The organism is Agromyces capsici, assembly GCF_058349965.1.
Window position 1 is genome coordinate 2,958,409 of the sequence record NZ_JBYRET010000001.1, and the last position, 15,370, is coordinate 2,973,778.

Consider the following 15,370-nt stretch of genomic DNA (forward strand, 5'->3'; position numbering starts at 1 on the left):
ATGCGAGTGCCGCTCAGCTGGCTCGCCGAGTACGTCGACCTGCCCCCGGGCACGTCCCTGGAGGACGTGCACGCCGCGCTCGTGCGCGTCGGGCTCGAGGAGGAAGACGTGCACACGTTCGACCTCGAGGGCCCGATCGTCGTGGGTGAGGTGCTCGAATTCGTCGAGGAGCCGCAGTCCAACGGCAAGACCATCCGCTGGTGCCAGGTGCGCGTCGCGCCCGACGGCGAGCCCGCGGCCGACGGCGGCGACCCCGTGCACGGCATCGTGTGCGGCGCCCGCAACTTCTTCGTGGGCGACAAGGTCGTGGTGACGCTGCCGGGCGCGGTGCTGCCCGGGCCGTTCCCGATCGCCGCCCGCAAGACCTACGGTCACGTCTCCGACGGCATGATCGCCTCGGCGCGCGAGCTCGGCCTCGGCGACGACCACGAGGGCATCCTGCGGCTCTCGACCCTCGGCATCGACGCGCCGGTCGGCACCGACGCCATCGCGCTGCTCGGGCTCGACGACGCGGCGGTCGAGATCAACGTCACGCCCGACCGCGGGTACGCGTTCTCGATCCGCGGTGTGGCGCGCGAGTACGCGCACGCCACCGGCGCGGTGTTCCGCGACCCGGCCGGCCAGGTCGAGGCGGCGGGCGACGCCCCGGGCGCGTTCCCCGTCGAGGTCCGCGATGAGGCGCCGATCCGCGGCCGCGTCGGCGCGAACGTGTTCGCGACGCGCATCGTGCGCGACATCGACCCCAGCCGTCCCACGCCGGCGTGGATGATCGCGCGACTCAAGCTCGCCGGCATCCGCTCGCTGTCGCTGCCCGTCGACATCACCAACTACGTGATGCTCGAGCTCGGGCAGCCGATCCACGGCTACGACCTCGACGCACTGCAGGGCGGCATCGTCGTGCGTCGCGCCCGCGCGGGCGAGACGCTGGAGACCCTCGACGGCAAGGTGCGCACGCTGCACGCCGAGGACCTGCTCATCACCGACGACCGCGGGGCGATCGGCCTCGCGGGCGTCATGGGCGGCGCCACGACCGAGATCGGCGGCGCGACCCGCAACGTGCTCATCGAGGCCGCGAACTTCGACCCCGTGTCGATCGCGCGCACCGCGCGCCGGCACAAGCTGCCGAGCGAGGCGTCCAAGCGCTTCGAGCGCGGCGTCGACCCGGCGATCGCCGGCGCGGCCGCCGCGCGCGTCGCGCAGCTGCTCGTCGACCTCGCGGGCGGCACCGCAGACGCCGGCGGCTCGCTCCTCCACGAGGCGCCCGAGCGCGAGGCGATCCTGCTGCCCGAGGGCTACGTCACCGAGCTCATCGGCGTCGAGTACACCGACGACGAGGTGCACGACGCACTCGCCGAGGTGGGCGGTCGCGTCACCCGCGTCGACGGCGGCCTCGCGGTCGTCCCGCCCACGTGGCGTCCCGATCTGACCGCCAAGGCCGACCTGGCCGAGGAGGTCGCGCGCCTGCTCGGCTACGACCGCATCCCCTCGGTGCTGCCCGTGGCCCCGCCCGGACGCGGGCTCACCCGGTCGCAGCGCGTGCGACGGGTCGTCGCCGATGCGCTCGCGGCTGCGGGGGCGACCGAGGTGCTCGCATTCCCGTTCGTGACCGAGGCCGAGAACGCGCAGTTCGGCTCGGTCGACGGTTCGCCCGTCGCGAGCGTCAAGCTCGCGAACGCCCTCGACGCGTCGACGCCGTACCTGCGCCGGTCGCTCCTGCCCGGGCTCGTCGGCGTCGCGCGGCGCAACCTGTCGCGAGGGCTCACCGACCTCGACGTCTTCGAGCTGGGACTGGTGTTCCTGCCCGAGACGGGGCGCACCTACGGCTCGGCCGAGCTGCCGATCGGGTGGGAACGTCCGAGCGAGGCCGTCCTCGGCGAGCTCAACGCCGGAATCCCCGCACAGCCGCGCCACGTCGGCGTCCTCCTCACGGGCGACCTGCGGCCGAAGCAGCCGGGCCGCGCCGCCGAGCCGGCCGGCATCGCCGATGCCCTCGACGCCGTGCGCCGCATCGCGCACGCCGCGGGCGCCGAGGTCGAGTTCGCGCAGGGCGCCCACCACGCCCTCCACCCGGGGCGGACCGCCGAGGTGCGCGTCGCCGGGCAGGTCGTCGGCTACGCGGGCGAACTGCACCCGGCGCTCACCGCCGAGGCCGACCTGCCGCGCGTGGTCGCCGTCGCCGAGGTCGACCTCGACGCGATCCTCGCGCTGACCGACCCGTCGGTCGAGGCACGCCAGATCGGCACGCTGCCCGCCGCGACGCAGGACCTCTCGCTCGTCGTCGCTGCCGAGGTGCCCGCGGCACGCGTCGCCGAGGCCGTGCGCGAGGGCGCGGGCGACCTGCTCGAGAGCCTGCAGCTCGTCGACGACTACCGCGGCCCGGGCGTGCCCGACGGGGCGAAGAGCCTGACGTTCGCGTTGCGCTTCCGCGCCGGCGACCGCACGCTCACCGCGGCCGAGGCCAGCGAGGCGAAGCTCGCGGGGGCCGCCCTGGCCGGCGAGCGCACCGGGGCCGCGATCCGCGAGTAGCGACATCCGCGGCCGGCGCAGCCGGGGACTGTCGGCGAGCCGCGCCCGGCGGTACCGTGAGTCATGGCCGAAGCGAAGACCCAGCCGACGGGCGCGTCGGTGTCCGAGTTCCTCGAGTCGGTCGAGCCCGCGGGCCGCCGGGCCGACGGCTTCGAGCTGCGCGAGCTCTTCGACCGCGTCACCGACACCGACGCCGTCATGTGGGGTCCGTCGATCGTCGGGTACGGGCTGCATCACCTCCGGTACGAGTCGGGCCGCGAAGGCGATTGGCCGGTGGTGAGCTTCTCCCCGCGGAAGGCGTCGATCTCGCTCTACGGCCTGCAGACGCCCGGCGCCGAGCAGCTCATCGAGCGACTCGGCAAGGTGAAGGTCGGCGTCTCGTGCCTCTGGATCGGCCGCCTCGACACGATCGACCGGCACGTGCTGGAGTCGCTCGTCGACCGTGCGTGGGTGCGCACCCGCGGCGACGACGTCTGAGCGGCGTCGCGGGCTCTCCCGGGCACCCGCAGCCTTCCGCGTCGTCGCGGGTCGCCTCGGTTTGCGAGTCGTCCTCACGGCTCGATAGGGTCGCTTGCATGTCCACCGTCCGGTCCGAGCACCCTGCACGCATCGCGCGTGCCGTCGTGGTGCGCGGCCGACGTCGGGGCGAGCGCCGAATCCAGGCGACTCCCGCGGCGGCCTGAGCCTGCCGCCCTGGGCGTCGCCGGAGCCGACTCACTCGACCCTTCAGCCCATAAGGTGGAATCCATGACGTTCACCGTCGCCGTGTCCGGCGCGTCCGGTTATGCGGGTGGGGAGCTGCTGCGCCTCCTCGCCGATCATCCCGAGTTCGAGGTGCGCACCGTGACCGCGCACTCGAACGCCGGCCAGCCGCTCACCGCGGTGCAGCCGCACCTCCGCAGCTACACGCATCTCACGCTCAAGGAGACGTCGGCCGAGACGCTCGCCGGCCACGATGTCGTGTTCCTCGCGCTGCCGCACGGCGCGTCCGGCGCGATCGCGGCCGAGCTCGGCGACGACACGCTCGTCGTCGACTGCGGGGCCGATCACCGTCTCGAGTCCGAGTCGGACTGGGCGGCGTTCTACGGGGGTGACTTCCACGGCACCTGGACGTACGGCGTCCCCGAGCTGCCGCGGCTCTCGGGCACGCAGCGCACGCGCCTCGCGTCGACCCGCCGGATCGCCGCACCCGGCTGCAACGCCTCGACCGTCGCGCTCTCGCTCGCACCCGGCATCCGCGCAGGCGTCATCGAGGACCGCGACCTGGTCTCGGTGCTTGCGGTCGGGCCCTCCGGCGCGGGCCGGGCGCTCAAGGCGCACCTGCTCGGCTCCGAGATCCTCGGCTCCGCGAACCCGTATGCCGTCGGCGGCACGCACCGCCACATCCCCGAGATCCAGCAGTCGCTGCGGTGGGCCGGCGCGGCCGCCCCGACGATCTCGTTCACGCCGACGATCGTGCCGATGTCGCGGGGCATCCTCGCCACCTCGACGGCGCGGATCGTCCCGGGCACCGACCCCGCCGCGGTCCGCGCCGCCTGGGAGGACGCGTACGCGGGGGAGCGGTTCGTGCAGGTGCTGCCCGAGGGCCAGTTCCCGCGCACGGCCGACGTGCTCGGCGCGAACACCGCGCTCATGGGCCTCGCGGTCGACGTCGCGGCCGGACGGGCGGTCATCGTCACCGCCGTCGACAACCTGGTCAAGGGCACGGCGGGCGCGGCCATCCAGTCCGCGAACATCGCACTCGGCCTCGCCGAGGCGACCGGCCTCCCCGTGAATGGAGTCGCACCGTGAGCGTCACCGCAGCAGCCGGCTTCGAGGCCGCGGGCATCGCGGCCGGCATCAAGCGCACGGGCGCGCTCGACCTCGCCGTCGTCGCGAACCGCGGCCCCCGGCAGCACGCCGCCGCCGTGTTCACCTCGAACCGCGCCAAGGCCAACCCGATCCTCTGGTCGCAGCAGGTCATCCAGGACGGCATCGTCTCGGCGATCGTGCTGAACTCGGGCGGCGCGAACTGCTTCACCGGCTCCGAGGGATTCCAGGTCACCCATCGCACGGCGGAGGCCGCGGCATCCGCCCTGCACGTCTCCGCAGGCGACGTGCTCGTCTGCTCCACCGGCCTGATCGGCGACCAGCTCGACGGCGAGGTGCTCGAGGAGGGCGTGCTCTCCGCGACGAACCGGCTCGCGGCCGACGACGCCGCCGGTGCCGATGCCGCGCGCGCGATCATGACGACCGATTCGAAGCCGAAGACCACGGTGGTCGAGGTCGACGGATGGCGCATCGGCGGCATGGCGAAGGGTGCGGGCATGCTCGCGCCGGGCCTCGCGACCATGCTCGTCGTGCTCACCACCGACGCCGACCTTTCGCCCGACGAGCTCGACGCCGCGCTGCGCAGCGCCACGCGGGTCACGTTCGACCGGCTCGATTCCGACGGCTGCATGTCGACGAACGACCAGGTCACGCTCATGGCCTCGGGCGCCTCGGGCGTGGTGCCCGATCCGGCGACGTTCGCCGAGGCGCTCACCACCGCGTGCCGCGACCTGGCGCTGCAGCTGCAGGCCGACGCCGAGGGCGCGAGCCACGACATCGCGATCGAGGTGCGGGGCGCCGTCACCGAGGACGACGCGGTCGAGGTCGGGCGCTCGGTCGCGCGCAACAACCTGTTCAAGGCGGCGATCTTCGGCAACGATCCGAACTGGGGCCGCGTGCTCGCGGCGATCGGCACCACGTCGGCGCCGTTCGACCCGTACCTCGTCGACGTCACGATGAACGGCGTCCGCGTGTGCCACGCCGGCCGGCCCGACCGTTCGCGCGACGAGGTCGATCTCACGCCGCGCGCGACGCACGTGATGGTCGAGCTGCACGCCGGCGAGGCGTCCGCGACCATCTGGACGAACGACCTCACGCACGACTACGTGCACGAGAACAGCGCGTACTCGAGTTGAGCATGAGCGAGGAGCAGAAGGACCAGATGAGCCCCGACGGCGACGCCCGGACGGATGCCGCTGCCGCCGCCCGCAAGGCCGAGACCCTGATCGAGTCGCTGCCGTGGCTCCAGCGCTTCCACGGCGAGATCATCGTCGTGAAGTTCGGCGGCAACGCCATGGTCAGCCCCGAGCTGCAGCGCGCGTTCGCGGAGGACATGGTGTACCTGCGCTACGCCGGCATCCGCCCGGTGGTGGTGCACGGCGGCGGCCCGCAGATCTCGTCGATGCTCGAACGACTCGGCATCCCGAGCGAGTTCCGCGGCGGCTACCGGGTCACGACGCCCGAGACCATGGACGTGGTCCGGATGGTGCTGTCGGGTCAGGTCAACCGCGAGCTCGTGAGCCTCATCAACGAGCACGGGCCGCTCGCGGCCGGCCTCTCCGGCGAGGACGCGGGACTCTTCCGCGGCCGTCGGCGCGGCGCGGTCGTCGACGGCGAGGAGATCGACCTCGGGCTCGTGGGCGACGTCGTCGAGGTCGACCCCGAGGCGGTGCTCGCACAGCTCGATGCGCGCCGCATCCCGGTCGTGTCCTCGATCGCGCCCGACCTCGACCAGCGCGGCCAGTCGCTCAACGTGAACGCCGACTCGGCCGCCGCGTCCCTCGCGGTCGCGCTCGGCGCCGCCAAGCTCGTGATCCTCACCGACGTCGCCGGCCTCTATCGCGACTGGCCGAACCGCGACTCGCTCGTCTCCGAGATCGACGTGCCCGAACTCGAGGCGCTGCTGCCGTCGCTCGAGTCGGGCATGATCCCGAAGATGACGGCCTGCCTCGAGGCGGTCGCCGGCGGCGTGCCGAAGGCCGCGATCATCGACGGCCGCGTGCCGCACTCGATCCTGCTCGAGATCTTCACGCGCCAGGGGATCGGCACCGAAGTCGTGCCGGTCGCCGCGGCGGAGGAGTCGGAGGTGACCGCATGAGCGACTGGCGCGACCGGTTCGAGCACCGCATGATGCGCACGCTCGGGATGCCGCTGCGCAAGCTCGTCCGCGGCGAGGGCGCGTGGGTCGAGGACGACGAGGGCACCCGGTACCTCGACTTCCTCGCGGGGATCGCCGTCAACTCGCTCGGCCACGCCCACCCGGTGTTCGTGGAGGCGGTCTCACGCCAGGCCGCGACCCTCGCGCACGTGTCGAACTACTTCGCGACCGAGCCCGCGCTCGAGCTCGCCGACCGGCTCACGCGCCTCACCGGCGCGGGCGACGCCGGCCGCGTCTGGTTCGGCAACTCGGGCGCCGAGGCGAACGAGGCCGCGTTCAAGCTCGCCCGCCTGAACAACTCCGGCGGCGCCCGGACCCGCGTGCTCGCGCTCGTCGACGCGTTCCACGGGCGAACCATGGGCTCGCTCGCGCTCACCGGCAAGCCCGCGATGCGCGACGCGTTCGAACCGCTGCCCGGTGGCGTCGACCACATCCCGTCCACGATCGAGGCCCTCGAGGCCGAACTCGACGACGGCGTCGCGGCGCTCATCATCGAGCCGATCAAGGGCGAGGCGGGCGTGCTCGACCTGCCCGAGGGCTACCTCGAGGCCGCACGGGAGCTGACCCGGCGCCACGGCGCTCTCCTCATCATCGACGAGGTGCAGACCGGCGCGGGCCGCACGGGCGAGTGGTTCGCGTACCAGCACGCTCGGATCCTGCCCGACGCGATCACGGTCGCGAAGGGGATCGGCGGCGGCTTCCCGATCGGCGGACTCGTGACCTTCGGCCACGCGTCCGAGCTGTTCTCGAAGGGCCAGCACGGCTCGACGTTCGGCGGCAACCCGCTCGCCACGACCGTCTCCAACGCGGTGCTCGGCGAGATCGAGCGCGCGGGGCTGGTCGAGAACGCGGCGCGCCGGGGCGCCGAGCTGCGCGAACGCGTGCTCGCGCTGGGCTCGCCGCTGGTCGCCGGCGTGCGCGGCAAGGGCCTGCTCGTCGGCGTCGCGCTCACCGAGCCGGCGGCGGCGGCCGTCTCCACGGCGGCCCTCGACGCCGGCCTGATCATCAACGCCGCGAACGACTCGACCATCCGCATCGCGCCCCCGCTCATCATCGGCGACGCCGAGCTCGACGAGTTCGAGACGCGGTTCGCCCGCGCGCTCGAGGCCGTCGCCGCGACCGCCGCCAACTGACCCCACCGACCTCACCGACCCGCCGCGCGCCCGCCGCGCGCACGAACGGAGCCCCATGACCCGCCATTTCCTCCGGGACGACGACATCACTCCGGCCGAGCAGGCCGCGATCCTCGACCTCGCCGAGCGCCTCAAGGCCGACCGCTGGTCTGAGCGGCCGCTCGCGGGGCCGCAGACCGTGGCGGTCATCTTCGACAAGTCCTCGACGCGCACCCGCGTCTCGTTCGCGGTCGGCATCGCCGACCTCGGCGGATCGCCCCTGATCATCTCGACCGCATCGAGCCAGCTCGGCGGCAAGGAGACCCCGTCCGACACCGCCCGCGTGCTCGAGCGGATGGTGTCGGCCATCGTCTGGCGCACCTACGCGCAGTCGGGGCTCGACGAAATGGCGGCCGGCACCACCGTCCCGGTCGTCAACGCGCTCTCCGACGACTTCCACCCCTGCCAGCTGCTCGCCGACCTGCTGACGATCCGCGAGCACAAGGGCGAGCTCGCCGGGCTCACCGTCGCGTTCCTCGGCGACGGCGCGTCGAACATGGCCCAGTCGTACGTGCTCGCGGGCGCCACCGCCGGCATGCACGTGCGCGTCGCCTCGCCCGAGGAGTTCGCGCCCGCGGCATCCGTCGTCGCCGACGCCGACCGCATCGCCGGGGGCACCGGCGGATCGGTCACCCTGTACACCGACCCCGCCGAGGCCGCGGCCGGCGCCGACGTGATCGTCACCGACACCTGGGTGTCGATGGGCAAGGAGGACGAGAAGGCGCACCGCGTGGCGACCTTCGGCGCCTACAAGGTCGACGACGAGCTGATGGCGCTCGCGAAGCCCGACGCCGTGTTCCTGCACTGCCTGCCCGCCGACCGCGGCTACGAGGTGACCGCCGAGGTCATCGACGGGCCGCAGTCGATCATCTGGGACGAGGCGGAGAACCGGCTGCACGCGCAGAAGGCGCTGCTCGTGTGGCTCCTCGCCAGGAAGGACGCGTGAGCATGACCGACGACACCGGCACGCACGGCACCAACGAGGGTTCGCTCTGGGGCGCCCGCTTCGCCGGCGGCCCGTCGCCGGAACTGCAGCGGCTGTCGAAGTCGACGCACTTCGACTGGCAGCTCGCCCCCTACGACCTGATGGGATCGCGGGCGCACGCCCGCGCGCTCGCCGCAGCCGGCTACCTCGAGCCCGCCGAACTCGACCGCATGCTCACGGGGCTCGACGCCCTCGAGGCACGCGTGCTTTCGGGCGAGCTCGTCGCCGCCGACACCGACGAGGACGTGCACGGCGCGCTCGAGGCCGCGCTCATCGACGAGGTCGGCAGCGAACTGGGCGGCAAGCTCCGCGCGGGCCGCAGCCGCAACGACCAGATCGCCACGCTCGTGCGCCTGTACCTCAAGGACCACGCCGCGACCATCGGCCGCCAGCTGGTGCACCTCATCGACGCCCTCGCGGCGCAGGCCGACCAGCATCGCGGCGCGATCATGCCGGGCCGCACGCACCTGCAGCACGCGCAGCCCGTGCTCCTCGCGCACCACCTGCTCGCCCACGGATGGGCGCTCTCGCGAGACCTCGAACGGCTCGTCGACTGGCTGAAGCGGGCGGATGTCTCGCCCTACGGCGGCGGCGCGCTCGCGGGGTCGACGCTCGGGCTCGACGCGGCATCCGTCGCACGCGACCTCGGCCTCGCCGCGCCCGCCGAGAACTCGATCGACGGCACCGCGAGCCGCGACGTCGTCGCCGAGTTCGCGTTCGTGACGGCGATGATCGGCATCGACCTGTCGCGCATCTCCGAGGAGATCATCCTCTGGAACACGCGCGAGTTCGGCTTCGTCACGCTCGACGACGCCTACTCGACGGGCTCCTCGATCATGCCGCAGAAGAAGAACCCCGACATCGCCGAGCTCGCGCGCGGCAAGTCGGGCCGGCTCATCGGCAACCTCACCGGGCTGCTCGCCACGCTCAAGGCGCTGCCGCTGGCGTACAACCGCGACCTGCAGGAGGACAAGGAGCCCGTCTTCGACTCGGTCGAAACGCTCGAGGTGCTGCTCCCGGCGTTCACGGGCATGGTCGAGACGCTCACGTTCCACACCGATCGCATGGCCGAGCTCGCCCCGGCCGGCTTCTCGCTCGCGACCGACGTCGCGGAGTGGCTCGTGAAGCGCCGTGTCCCGTTCCGCGACGCGCACGAGATCACGGGCGCGCTCGTCCGCCACGCCGAGGAGCACTCGCTCGAGCTGCACGAGGTCGACGACGGCGCGCTCGCGGCGATCTCTCCGCACCTCACGCCCGAGGTGAGGGGCGTGCTCACGATCGAGGGGTCCGTCGCGAGCCGCGACGGCATCGGCGGCACGGCGCCCGTGCGCGTCGACGCGCAGTTCGCGACGCTCGCCGACCGCGTGCGGCACCTCATGCACGGCCTGCCCGGAGGCGACGACTGAGTCGGAGCGACATGACGACGGGCGAGCGGATGGCGCGGGGCGCCGGGGCGACGGATGGCGCGACGCTCGTGCCGCCCGATCGCGCGTGGTTCCTCCGCGATGCCGTCGAGCTCGCCCCGCTGCTGCTCGGCGCCGTGCTCGCGTACGACTCCGACGACGGGCGCGTCGCCGTCCGGCTCTCGGAGGTCGAGGCGTACCGCGGCGTGGGCGTCGACCCCGGCTCGCACGCGTTCCGCGGCCGCACGGCGCGCAACGAGGTGATGTTCGGCGAGGGCGGGCACCTGTACGCGTACTTCACCTACGGCATGCACACGTGCCTCAACGTCGTCGCGGACGAGCCGGGCACCTCGGGGGGCGTGCTGCTGCGCGGCGGCACCATCGTCGACGGCGTCGATCTCGCGCGGGCGCGTCGGCCGCGCTCGGCCGAACGGGACCTCGCGCGCGGGCCGGCGCGTCTCGCGCAGGCGCTCGGCGTGCCGCTGGCGCGCAACGGCAGCGACCTGCTCGCCCCGCCGTTCGAGCTCCGCGTCCCGACGCGGCCGCTGCCGCACCTGACCGGACCGCGCACCGGGATCTCGGGTGCCGGCGGGGCGGTCGCGTACCCGTGGCGGTTCTGGATCCCCGGTGATGCGGGGGTCTCGGTATACCGGCGCCATCCGAAGTCGCACTGATCCGGCCGTCGACGCCTGCCGCCGCGGCGGTGCGTGCGCGGTGGGGCATGTGCACCGGGTCCGTGTCGGGCGGCGCCGGCGTGGGATCAGCGGATCGCGAGGTGCACCGCGAGCGCCGCGGCGCAGGCCCAGATGAGGCTCGCGAACGTGCCGATGATGAACCGCTCGCGCGCCTCGGGAGCCTCGAGCTCGGTGAACCGGCCGACGCCCTTCACCGCGATGACGATCGCGAGCCCCTCGGGGAATCCCGCGATGATCGAGCCCGCGGCGCCGATGCGCTCGAGCACGCCGATGATGAGCCCGCCGCGCAGCACCTCGCGCCGTGCCGGCAGGACTCCGGGCTCCAGCGGCTCGTCGGAGCGCACGGCCACGAGGATGCCGCCGTGGGCGCCGGGTGCGGCGCTGCCGCCCATCGCGAGCTGCAGTGCGGTCGCCGCCGCGGGGCTGCCGCCGAAGACCGCGACCGTGATGCCGAGCAGGGCGATGAGCGGTGCGGCGACGGGGGGTGCGTCGGCATGCGTCGTCGAGGCGGCGACGAGGGCCACGATGACGGCGCCGCCGGCCACGTAGAGGTACGGCGGACGCGGGCGATGGTACGCCAGCATGGAGAACACCGCCGCGATCGCGAGCGAGCCGACGATCGCCGACCAACCGAGTGCCGACATCGCATCGTCGAGGTTCACGTGGGCCTCCGCTTCTCCGGGGTGGGTCCGGGGACCCCGGGGCAGGTCCGGGGTCGTCGATCGAGCCTAGCGATCGCCGCCGTCATCGGCGCGACCCTCGGCGTCGCGCGTCGGGGTCGTGTCGCTCGTGCCGACTGAGGCGCCCGTGCCATCCGGCGCGCCCGTGCCATCCGTGCCATCCGTGCCATCCGCCCCGAGCGCAGCCGCCGTCGCCCGGTCGAGCTCCGCGAGCAGGCGCACGAGACCGCGCCGGGCCTCGTCGTCGACCGACCAGACGGCCGCCTTGAGGCGCTGGCTGACGGCGGCGTCGGAGATGCCGAGGGCCTCGGCCGCGCGCTTCTGGCTGCCCACCTCGCGCACGAGGTCGATCGCCTCCCATCCCTGCGGACTCCGACGGTCCTGCACGAGCACGAGGAGGCGGATGAGCGGCTCGAGCTCGGCCGCGTCGAGCGGGGCGGCCGCATGCGGGGCGTCGGCGAGACCGCTCGCGGCGCGCAGCGCGAACCGGCCGTCGGCGCGCTTCGCGGCATCGACGGCCTCTCGCGCCGCGATGAATGCGCCGCCCGTGGCCTTGCGCACCGCGTCGGGCAGGGGCGTGCGCACGTCGCCGATGCCGAGCCCGACGCTCCAGTGACCATCGCGGCCGAGTGCGAGGGCGATCTCGAGTGCGGTGCCGGCGTGGTCGGTCAGCATCTGCAGCTCGTCGCCGGCGGTCTGGTCGACCGGGAGCCGAAGCCGTGCGCCGAAGCGCTGCTGCAGCTCGCGCTGCATCTCGGAGGACCGGTCGATGTCGGTCCGGCTGCCGACCTGATCGGCGGTGATCACGAACATGGCGCCTCCTCGATGGAGTGAAGGTATCATCCTTCACCTCATGCATTCAAGGATTTCAGCTTCATTCGTTCATCTGAAGGGCTCCGACTTGACCGAGCACCCGGGGCCCCGCTGATACCCTTGCTGTCGTGTCCGACCCCGCGATCCTCGCCACGCAGCAGAACGACCCGACGTTCGACGACATCTGGGAGGAGCTCCGCTGGCGCGGACTCGTCCACGTCTCGACCGACGAGGCGGCGCTGAAGGAACTCCTCTCCGGCGACCCGATCACGTACTACTGCGGGTTCGACCCCACCGCGCCGAGCCTGCACCTCGGCAACCTCGTGCAGATCCTCACGCTCCGCCGCCTGCAACTCGCCGGTCACAAGCCGCTCGGCCTCGTCGGCGGATCGACCGGACTCATCGGGGATCCGCGCCCCACCGCCGAGCGCACGCTGAACACCAAGGAGACGGTCGCCGAGTGGGTCGAGCGGCTCCGCGCGCAGATCAGCCGGTTCCTCTCGGCCGAGGGCGAGAGCGCCGTCCGGATGGTGAACAACCTCGACTGGACGGCCGGGCTCTCGGCGATCGACTTCCTCCGCGACATCGGCAAGCACTACCGCGTCGGCACGATGCTGAAGAAGGATGCCGTCGCGTCGCGCCTGAACTCCGACGTGGGAATCAGCTACACCGAGTTCAGCTACCAGATCCTCCAGGGATTCGACTACCTCGAGCTCTACCGCCAGTACGACTGCGTGCTGCAGACCGGCGGCAGCGACCAGTGGGGCAACCTCACGAGCGGCACCGACCTCATCCATCGCGTCGAGGGGCGGCACGTGCACGCGATCGGCACGCCCCTCATCACGAACTCCGACGGCACGAAGTTCGGCAAGAGCGAGGGCAATGCGATCTGGCTCGACGCCGAGATGTGCAGTCCCTACCGCTTCTACCAGTTCTGGCTCAACACCGACGACGCCGACGTGATCGACCGGCTGAAGGTGTTCACGTTCCTCTCGCGCGAGCGCATCGAGGAGCTCGCCGAGAAGGTCGAGACCGAGCCGTTCCGGCGTGAGGCGCAGCGGGTGCTGGCGAACGAGGTGACGACCCTGGTGCATGGTGCCGAGGCCACCGCCGCCGTCGTGGCGGCGTCGCAGGCCCTGTTCGGGCAGGGCGAGCTCGCCGGGCTCGACCCCTCCACGCTCGAGGCGGCGCTCCGCGAGTTGCCGAACACCGATGCCGATCCGGGCGTCCCGATCGCGCAACTGCTCGTCGACACCGGGCTCGTCTCGAGCCTCAGCGAAGGCCGACGCGCGATCGCGCAGGGCGGCGTCTCGCTCGACAACGTCCGCATCGACGACGAGACCGCGACTCTCTCCGACCGCGTCCCGTCGGGCGGCATGGCGGTCCTCCGCCGCGGCAAGAAGACCCTCGCGGGCGTCTTCGTCCGGTAGGCCGCGATGACGCGAGGGGGAGCCGCCGAGCGCCTCCTCGCGCGCGTCTGGGCCGAGCTCGGTCGCGATCCCGGCGAGCTCTCCGCGCTCGCCCCGCTGCCCGAGGTGCCGCTGCCGGCGCGCCTCGACGTGTCGTCGCTCGCCGCGGCATCCGTCGCCGCCGCGACCCTCGCGGGGTGGGGGAGCGCTGCGGGCCCAGAGTCCCTGCACCTCGACGGCGCCCGCATCGCCACGGCCTTCGCGAGCGAGCGCGTCGCCGAGTTCGACGGCCGCGCGCCCGACGTGTGGTCGCCGCTCTCCGGGTTCCGTCGTGCGCGCGACGGCTGGGTGCGCACGCACGGCAACTACCCGCACCACGCCGATGCGCTGCGGCGCGTGCTCGGGCTGACCGACACGGATGCCGCGGCGCCGGCACGCGTCGACGATGCCGTCGCACGCTGGGACGCCGCGGCCCTCGCGGAGGCGGTCACGGCGGCGGGCGGCATGTGCGTCGTCGTCGCGCCCGAGGACCAGGCGCTCGACGCGCGCCTGGTCGCGACGCCGCTCGTCGACGTGACTCGATGGGCGGATGGCGCGGCGCCGCGCCGCACGCACGCGACGCGCCCCGGGCTTCCGCTCGCCGGCGTGCGCGTGCTCGACCTCACGCGCGTGATCGCCGGGCCCGTCGCCACCCGCACGCTCGCGCTCCTCGGCGCCGACGTGCTGCGCATCGACCCGCCGTCGCCCGCCGAGATCGGGTGGCAGCACCTCGAGTCGGGGCCGGGCAAGCGCACCGCGGTGCTCGACCTCCGCGTCGTCGATGACGCCGCGCGGTTCGACGCGCTGCTCGGCTCGGCCGATGCGGTGGTGCTCGGCTACCGCCCGGGCGCGCTCCGGCGCCTCGGGCTCGACCCGGCTGCGCTCCGCGAGCACCACCCCGGGCTCGTCGTCGCGCAGCTCTCGGCGTGGGGCTTCGACGACGGCGCGGCCGAGCGCGGCGGGTTCGACAGCCTGGTGCAGGCCGCGAGCGGGATCGCGTTCGTCGAGGGCGATGCGGGCGCGCCCGGAGCGCTGCCCGCGCAGGCACTCGACCATGCGACCGGTTACCTGGTCGCGGCCGCGCTCGCCACGATGGTCGAGCGCCGCCGGGCCGAGGGCGGCTCGTGGGTCGCGCGGATGTCGCTGCGCCGCACGGCCGCCGAGCTGCTCACGATGCCGCGTCGCGCCGAAGCGGCGCCGGGCGGGCTCGACGAGGCCGCCCGCGCCGCGCACACCCGGACGCTCGTCGGACCGGCGGGCGGGCAGCGGATCGCGCTCCCCGCGATCGCCTCGCCGGAGGGTCCGATGACGTGGGGCGAGGCCCCGCATCCGTGGGGCTCCGATGCCCCTCGATGGGCGGAATGACGGGCGACACGCCCGGGATGCAGGCCCGAGTTGCGGGAGGTCCCGGATCTCCGTAAAGTATTCATTCGTTGCCCCACAGGAGCGAGAGAAGCGAAAGAGCTTCTCCTCCTCAAGCGGCACGATCCCGAACCTCCACGATCTCGATCGTCCAGGTTCGAAGCGTCCGGCACGGTCCCTCGAGGATCACCGGATGAAGAACGAAACAGTCTCGGCTGATCGGCTCGCTTCAGGCGACCGTGACCCGGGTGCGTCCGTTTCTTGAGAACTCAACAGCGTGCACTATGTTCAATGCCAATTTTTTGAACCCCGTGTTCTT

At 73.1% G+C, this 15,370-nt stretch carries 13 protein-coding genes; 11 read left to right on the forward strand and 2 right to left on the reverse strand.

Annotation, left to right across the window (positions count from 1 at the left end):
- From pheT to AC3RKB_RS13825, 9 genes are all read left to right on the forward strand, one after another.
- Complete coding sequence (pheT, locus tag AC3RKB_RS13785) at positions 1-2,526, forward strand: phenylalanine--tRNA ligase subunit beta (protein WP_491436706.1); 2,526 nt, start codon at positions 1-3, stop codon at positions 2,524-2,526.
- A 63-nt stretch (positions 2,527-2,589) separates the two neighbouring features.
- The gene (locus AC3RKB_RS13790) at positions 2,590-3,003 is read left to right on the forward strand and encodes a DUF1801 domain-containing protein (RefSeq protein WP_491436707.1); all 414 of its coding nucleotides are present in this window, start codon (positions 2,590-2,592) and stop codon (positions 3,001-3,003) included.
- A 270-nt stretch (positions 3,004-3,273) separates the two neighbouring features.
- Positions 3,274-4,317 carry an N-acetyl-gamma-glutamyl-phosphate reductase gene (argC, locus tag AC3RKB_RS13795; protein ID WP_491436708.1) on the forward strand — a complete coding sequence of 348 codons (1,044 nt, stop codon included), beginning with the start codon at positions 3,274-3,276 and terminating at the stop codon, positions 4,315-4,317.
- Complete coding sequence (gene argJ / locus AC3RKB_RS13800) at positions 4,314-5,471, forward strand: bifunctional glutamate N-acetyltransferase/amino-acid acetyltransferase ArgJ (protein ID WP_491436709.1); 1,158 nt, start codon at positions 4,314-4,316, stop codon at positions 5,469-5,471. Before argC ends, argJ begins: the two co-directional genes overlap by 4 nt.
- A 26-nt stretch (positions 5,472-5,497) precedes the next feature.
- Entirely contained in the window at positions 5,498-6,433 is a 936-nt protein-coding gene (argB, locus tag AC3RKB_RS13805) for an acetylglutamate kinase (protein WP_491436835.1), read from the forward strand.
- Entirely contained in the window at positions 6,430-7,626 is a 1,197-nt protein-coding gene (locus AC3RKB_RS13810) for an acetylornithine transaminase (protein WP_491436710.1), read from the forward strand. The genes argB and AC3RKB_RS13810 overlap by 4 nt, the downstream gene beginning before the upstream one ends.
- Before the next feature lie 55 nt (positions 7,627-7,681).
- Positions 7,682-8,611 (forward strand): ornithine carbamoyltransferase, encoded by a 930-nt coding sequence (argF, locus tag AC3RKB_RS13815; RefSeq protein WP_491436711.1) that lies wholly within the window; start codon positions 7,682-7,684, stop codon positions 8,609-8,611.
- A gap of 2 nt (positions 8,612-8,613) precedes the next feature.
- Positions 8,614-10,056: an argininosuccinate lyase gene (argH, locus tag AC3RKB_RS13820; RefSeq protein WP_491436712.1), complete on the forward strand. Its 1,443-nt coding sequence runs from the start codon at positions 8,614-8,616 to the stop codon at positions 10,054-10,056.
- Between the two features lie 11 nt (positions 10,057-10,067).
- Positions 10,068-10,727 carry a DNA-3-methyladenine glycosylase gene (locus tag AC3RKB_RS13825; protein ID WP_491436713.1) on the forward strand — a complete coding sequence of 220 codons (660 nt, stop codon included), beginning with the start codon at positions 10,068-10,070 and terminating at the stop codon, positions 10,725-10,727.
- Between the two features lie 86 nt (positions 10,728-10,813).
- Here the strand turns inward: AC3RKB_RS13825 and AC3RKB_RS13830 are convergent, their stop codons facing one another.
- A complete protein-coding gene (locus AC3RKB_RS13830) occupies positions 10,814-11,410 on the reverse strand; it encodes a hypothetical protein (protein ID WP_491436714.1) in 597 nt (198 codons plus the stop codon).
- A 66-nt stretch (positions 11,411-11,476) separates the two neighbouring features.
- Positions 11,477-12,241, reverse strand: a complete 765-nt coding sequence (locus tag AC3RKB_RS13835) for a DNA-binding protein (protein WP_491436715.1) — start codon at positions 12,239-12,241, stop codon at positions 11,477-11,479.
- Between the two features lie 128 nt (positions 12,242-12,369).
- Between AC3RKB_RS13835 and tyrS the strand changes: the two genes are divergently transcribed.
- Together tyrS and AC3RKB_RS13845 are read left to right on the forward strand one after the other, a co-directional pair.
- A complete protein-coding gene (gene tyrS, locus AC3RKB_RS13840; protein ID WP_491436716.1) occupies positions 12,370-13,671 on the forward strand; it encodes a tyrosine--tRNA ligase in 1,302 nt (433 codons plus the stop codon).
- A gap of 6 nt (positions 13,672-13,677) precedes the next feature.
- A complete protein-coding gene (locus tag AC3RKB_RS13845) occupies positions 13,678-15,054 on the forward strand; it encodes a CoA transferase (RefSeq protein ID WP_491436717.1) in 1,377 nt (458 codons plus the stop codon).
- Positions 15,055-15,370: the final 316 nt, after the last annotated feature.

Excerpts from the sequence above, each read along its gene's own strand:
- argB (WP_491436835.1), top strand. The coding sequence starts at position 5,498 with ATGAGCCCCGACGGCGACGCCCGGACGGATGCCGCTGCCGCCGCCCGC.
- argC (WP_491436708.1), top strand. The coding sequence starts at position 3,274 with ATGACGTTCACCGTCGCCGTGTCCGGCGCGTCCGGTTATGCGGGTGGG.
- argH (WP_491436712.1), top strand. The coding sequence starts at position 8,614 with ATGACCGACGACACCGGCACGCACGGCACCAACGAGGGTTCGCTCTGG.
- AC3RKB_RS13835 (WP_491436715.1), bottom strand. The coding sequence starts at position 12,241 with ATGTTCGTGATCACCGCCGATCAGGTCGGCAGCCGGACCGACATCGAC.
- argF (WP_491436711.1), top strand. The coding sequence starts at position 7,682 with ATGACCCGCCATTTCCTCCGGGACGACGACATCACTCCGGCCGAGCAG.
- pheT (WP_491436706.1), top strand. The coding sequence starts at position 1 with ATGCGAGTGCCGCTCAGCTGGCTCGCCGAGTACGTCGACCTGCCCCCG.
- AC3RKB_RS13845 (WP_491436717.1), top strand. The coding sequence starts at position 13,678 with ATGACGCGAGGGGGAGCCGCCGAGCGCCTCCTCGCGCGCGTCTGGGCC.
- AC3RKB_RS13790 (WP_491436707.1), top strand. The coding sequence starts at position 2,590 with ATGGCCGAAGCGAAGACCCAGCCGACGGGCGCGTCGGTGTCCGAGTTC.
- AC3RKB_RS13810 (WP_491436710.1), top strand. The coding sequence starts at position 6,430 with ATGAGCGACTGGCGCGACCGGTTCGAGCACCGCATGATGCGCACGCTC.
- AC3RKB_RS13825 (WP_491436713.1), top strand. The coding sequence starts at position 10,068 with ATGACGACGGGCGAGCGGATGGCGCGGGGCGCCGGGGCGACGGATGGC.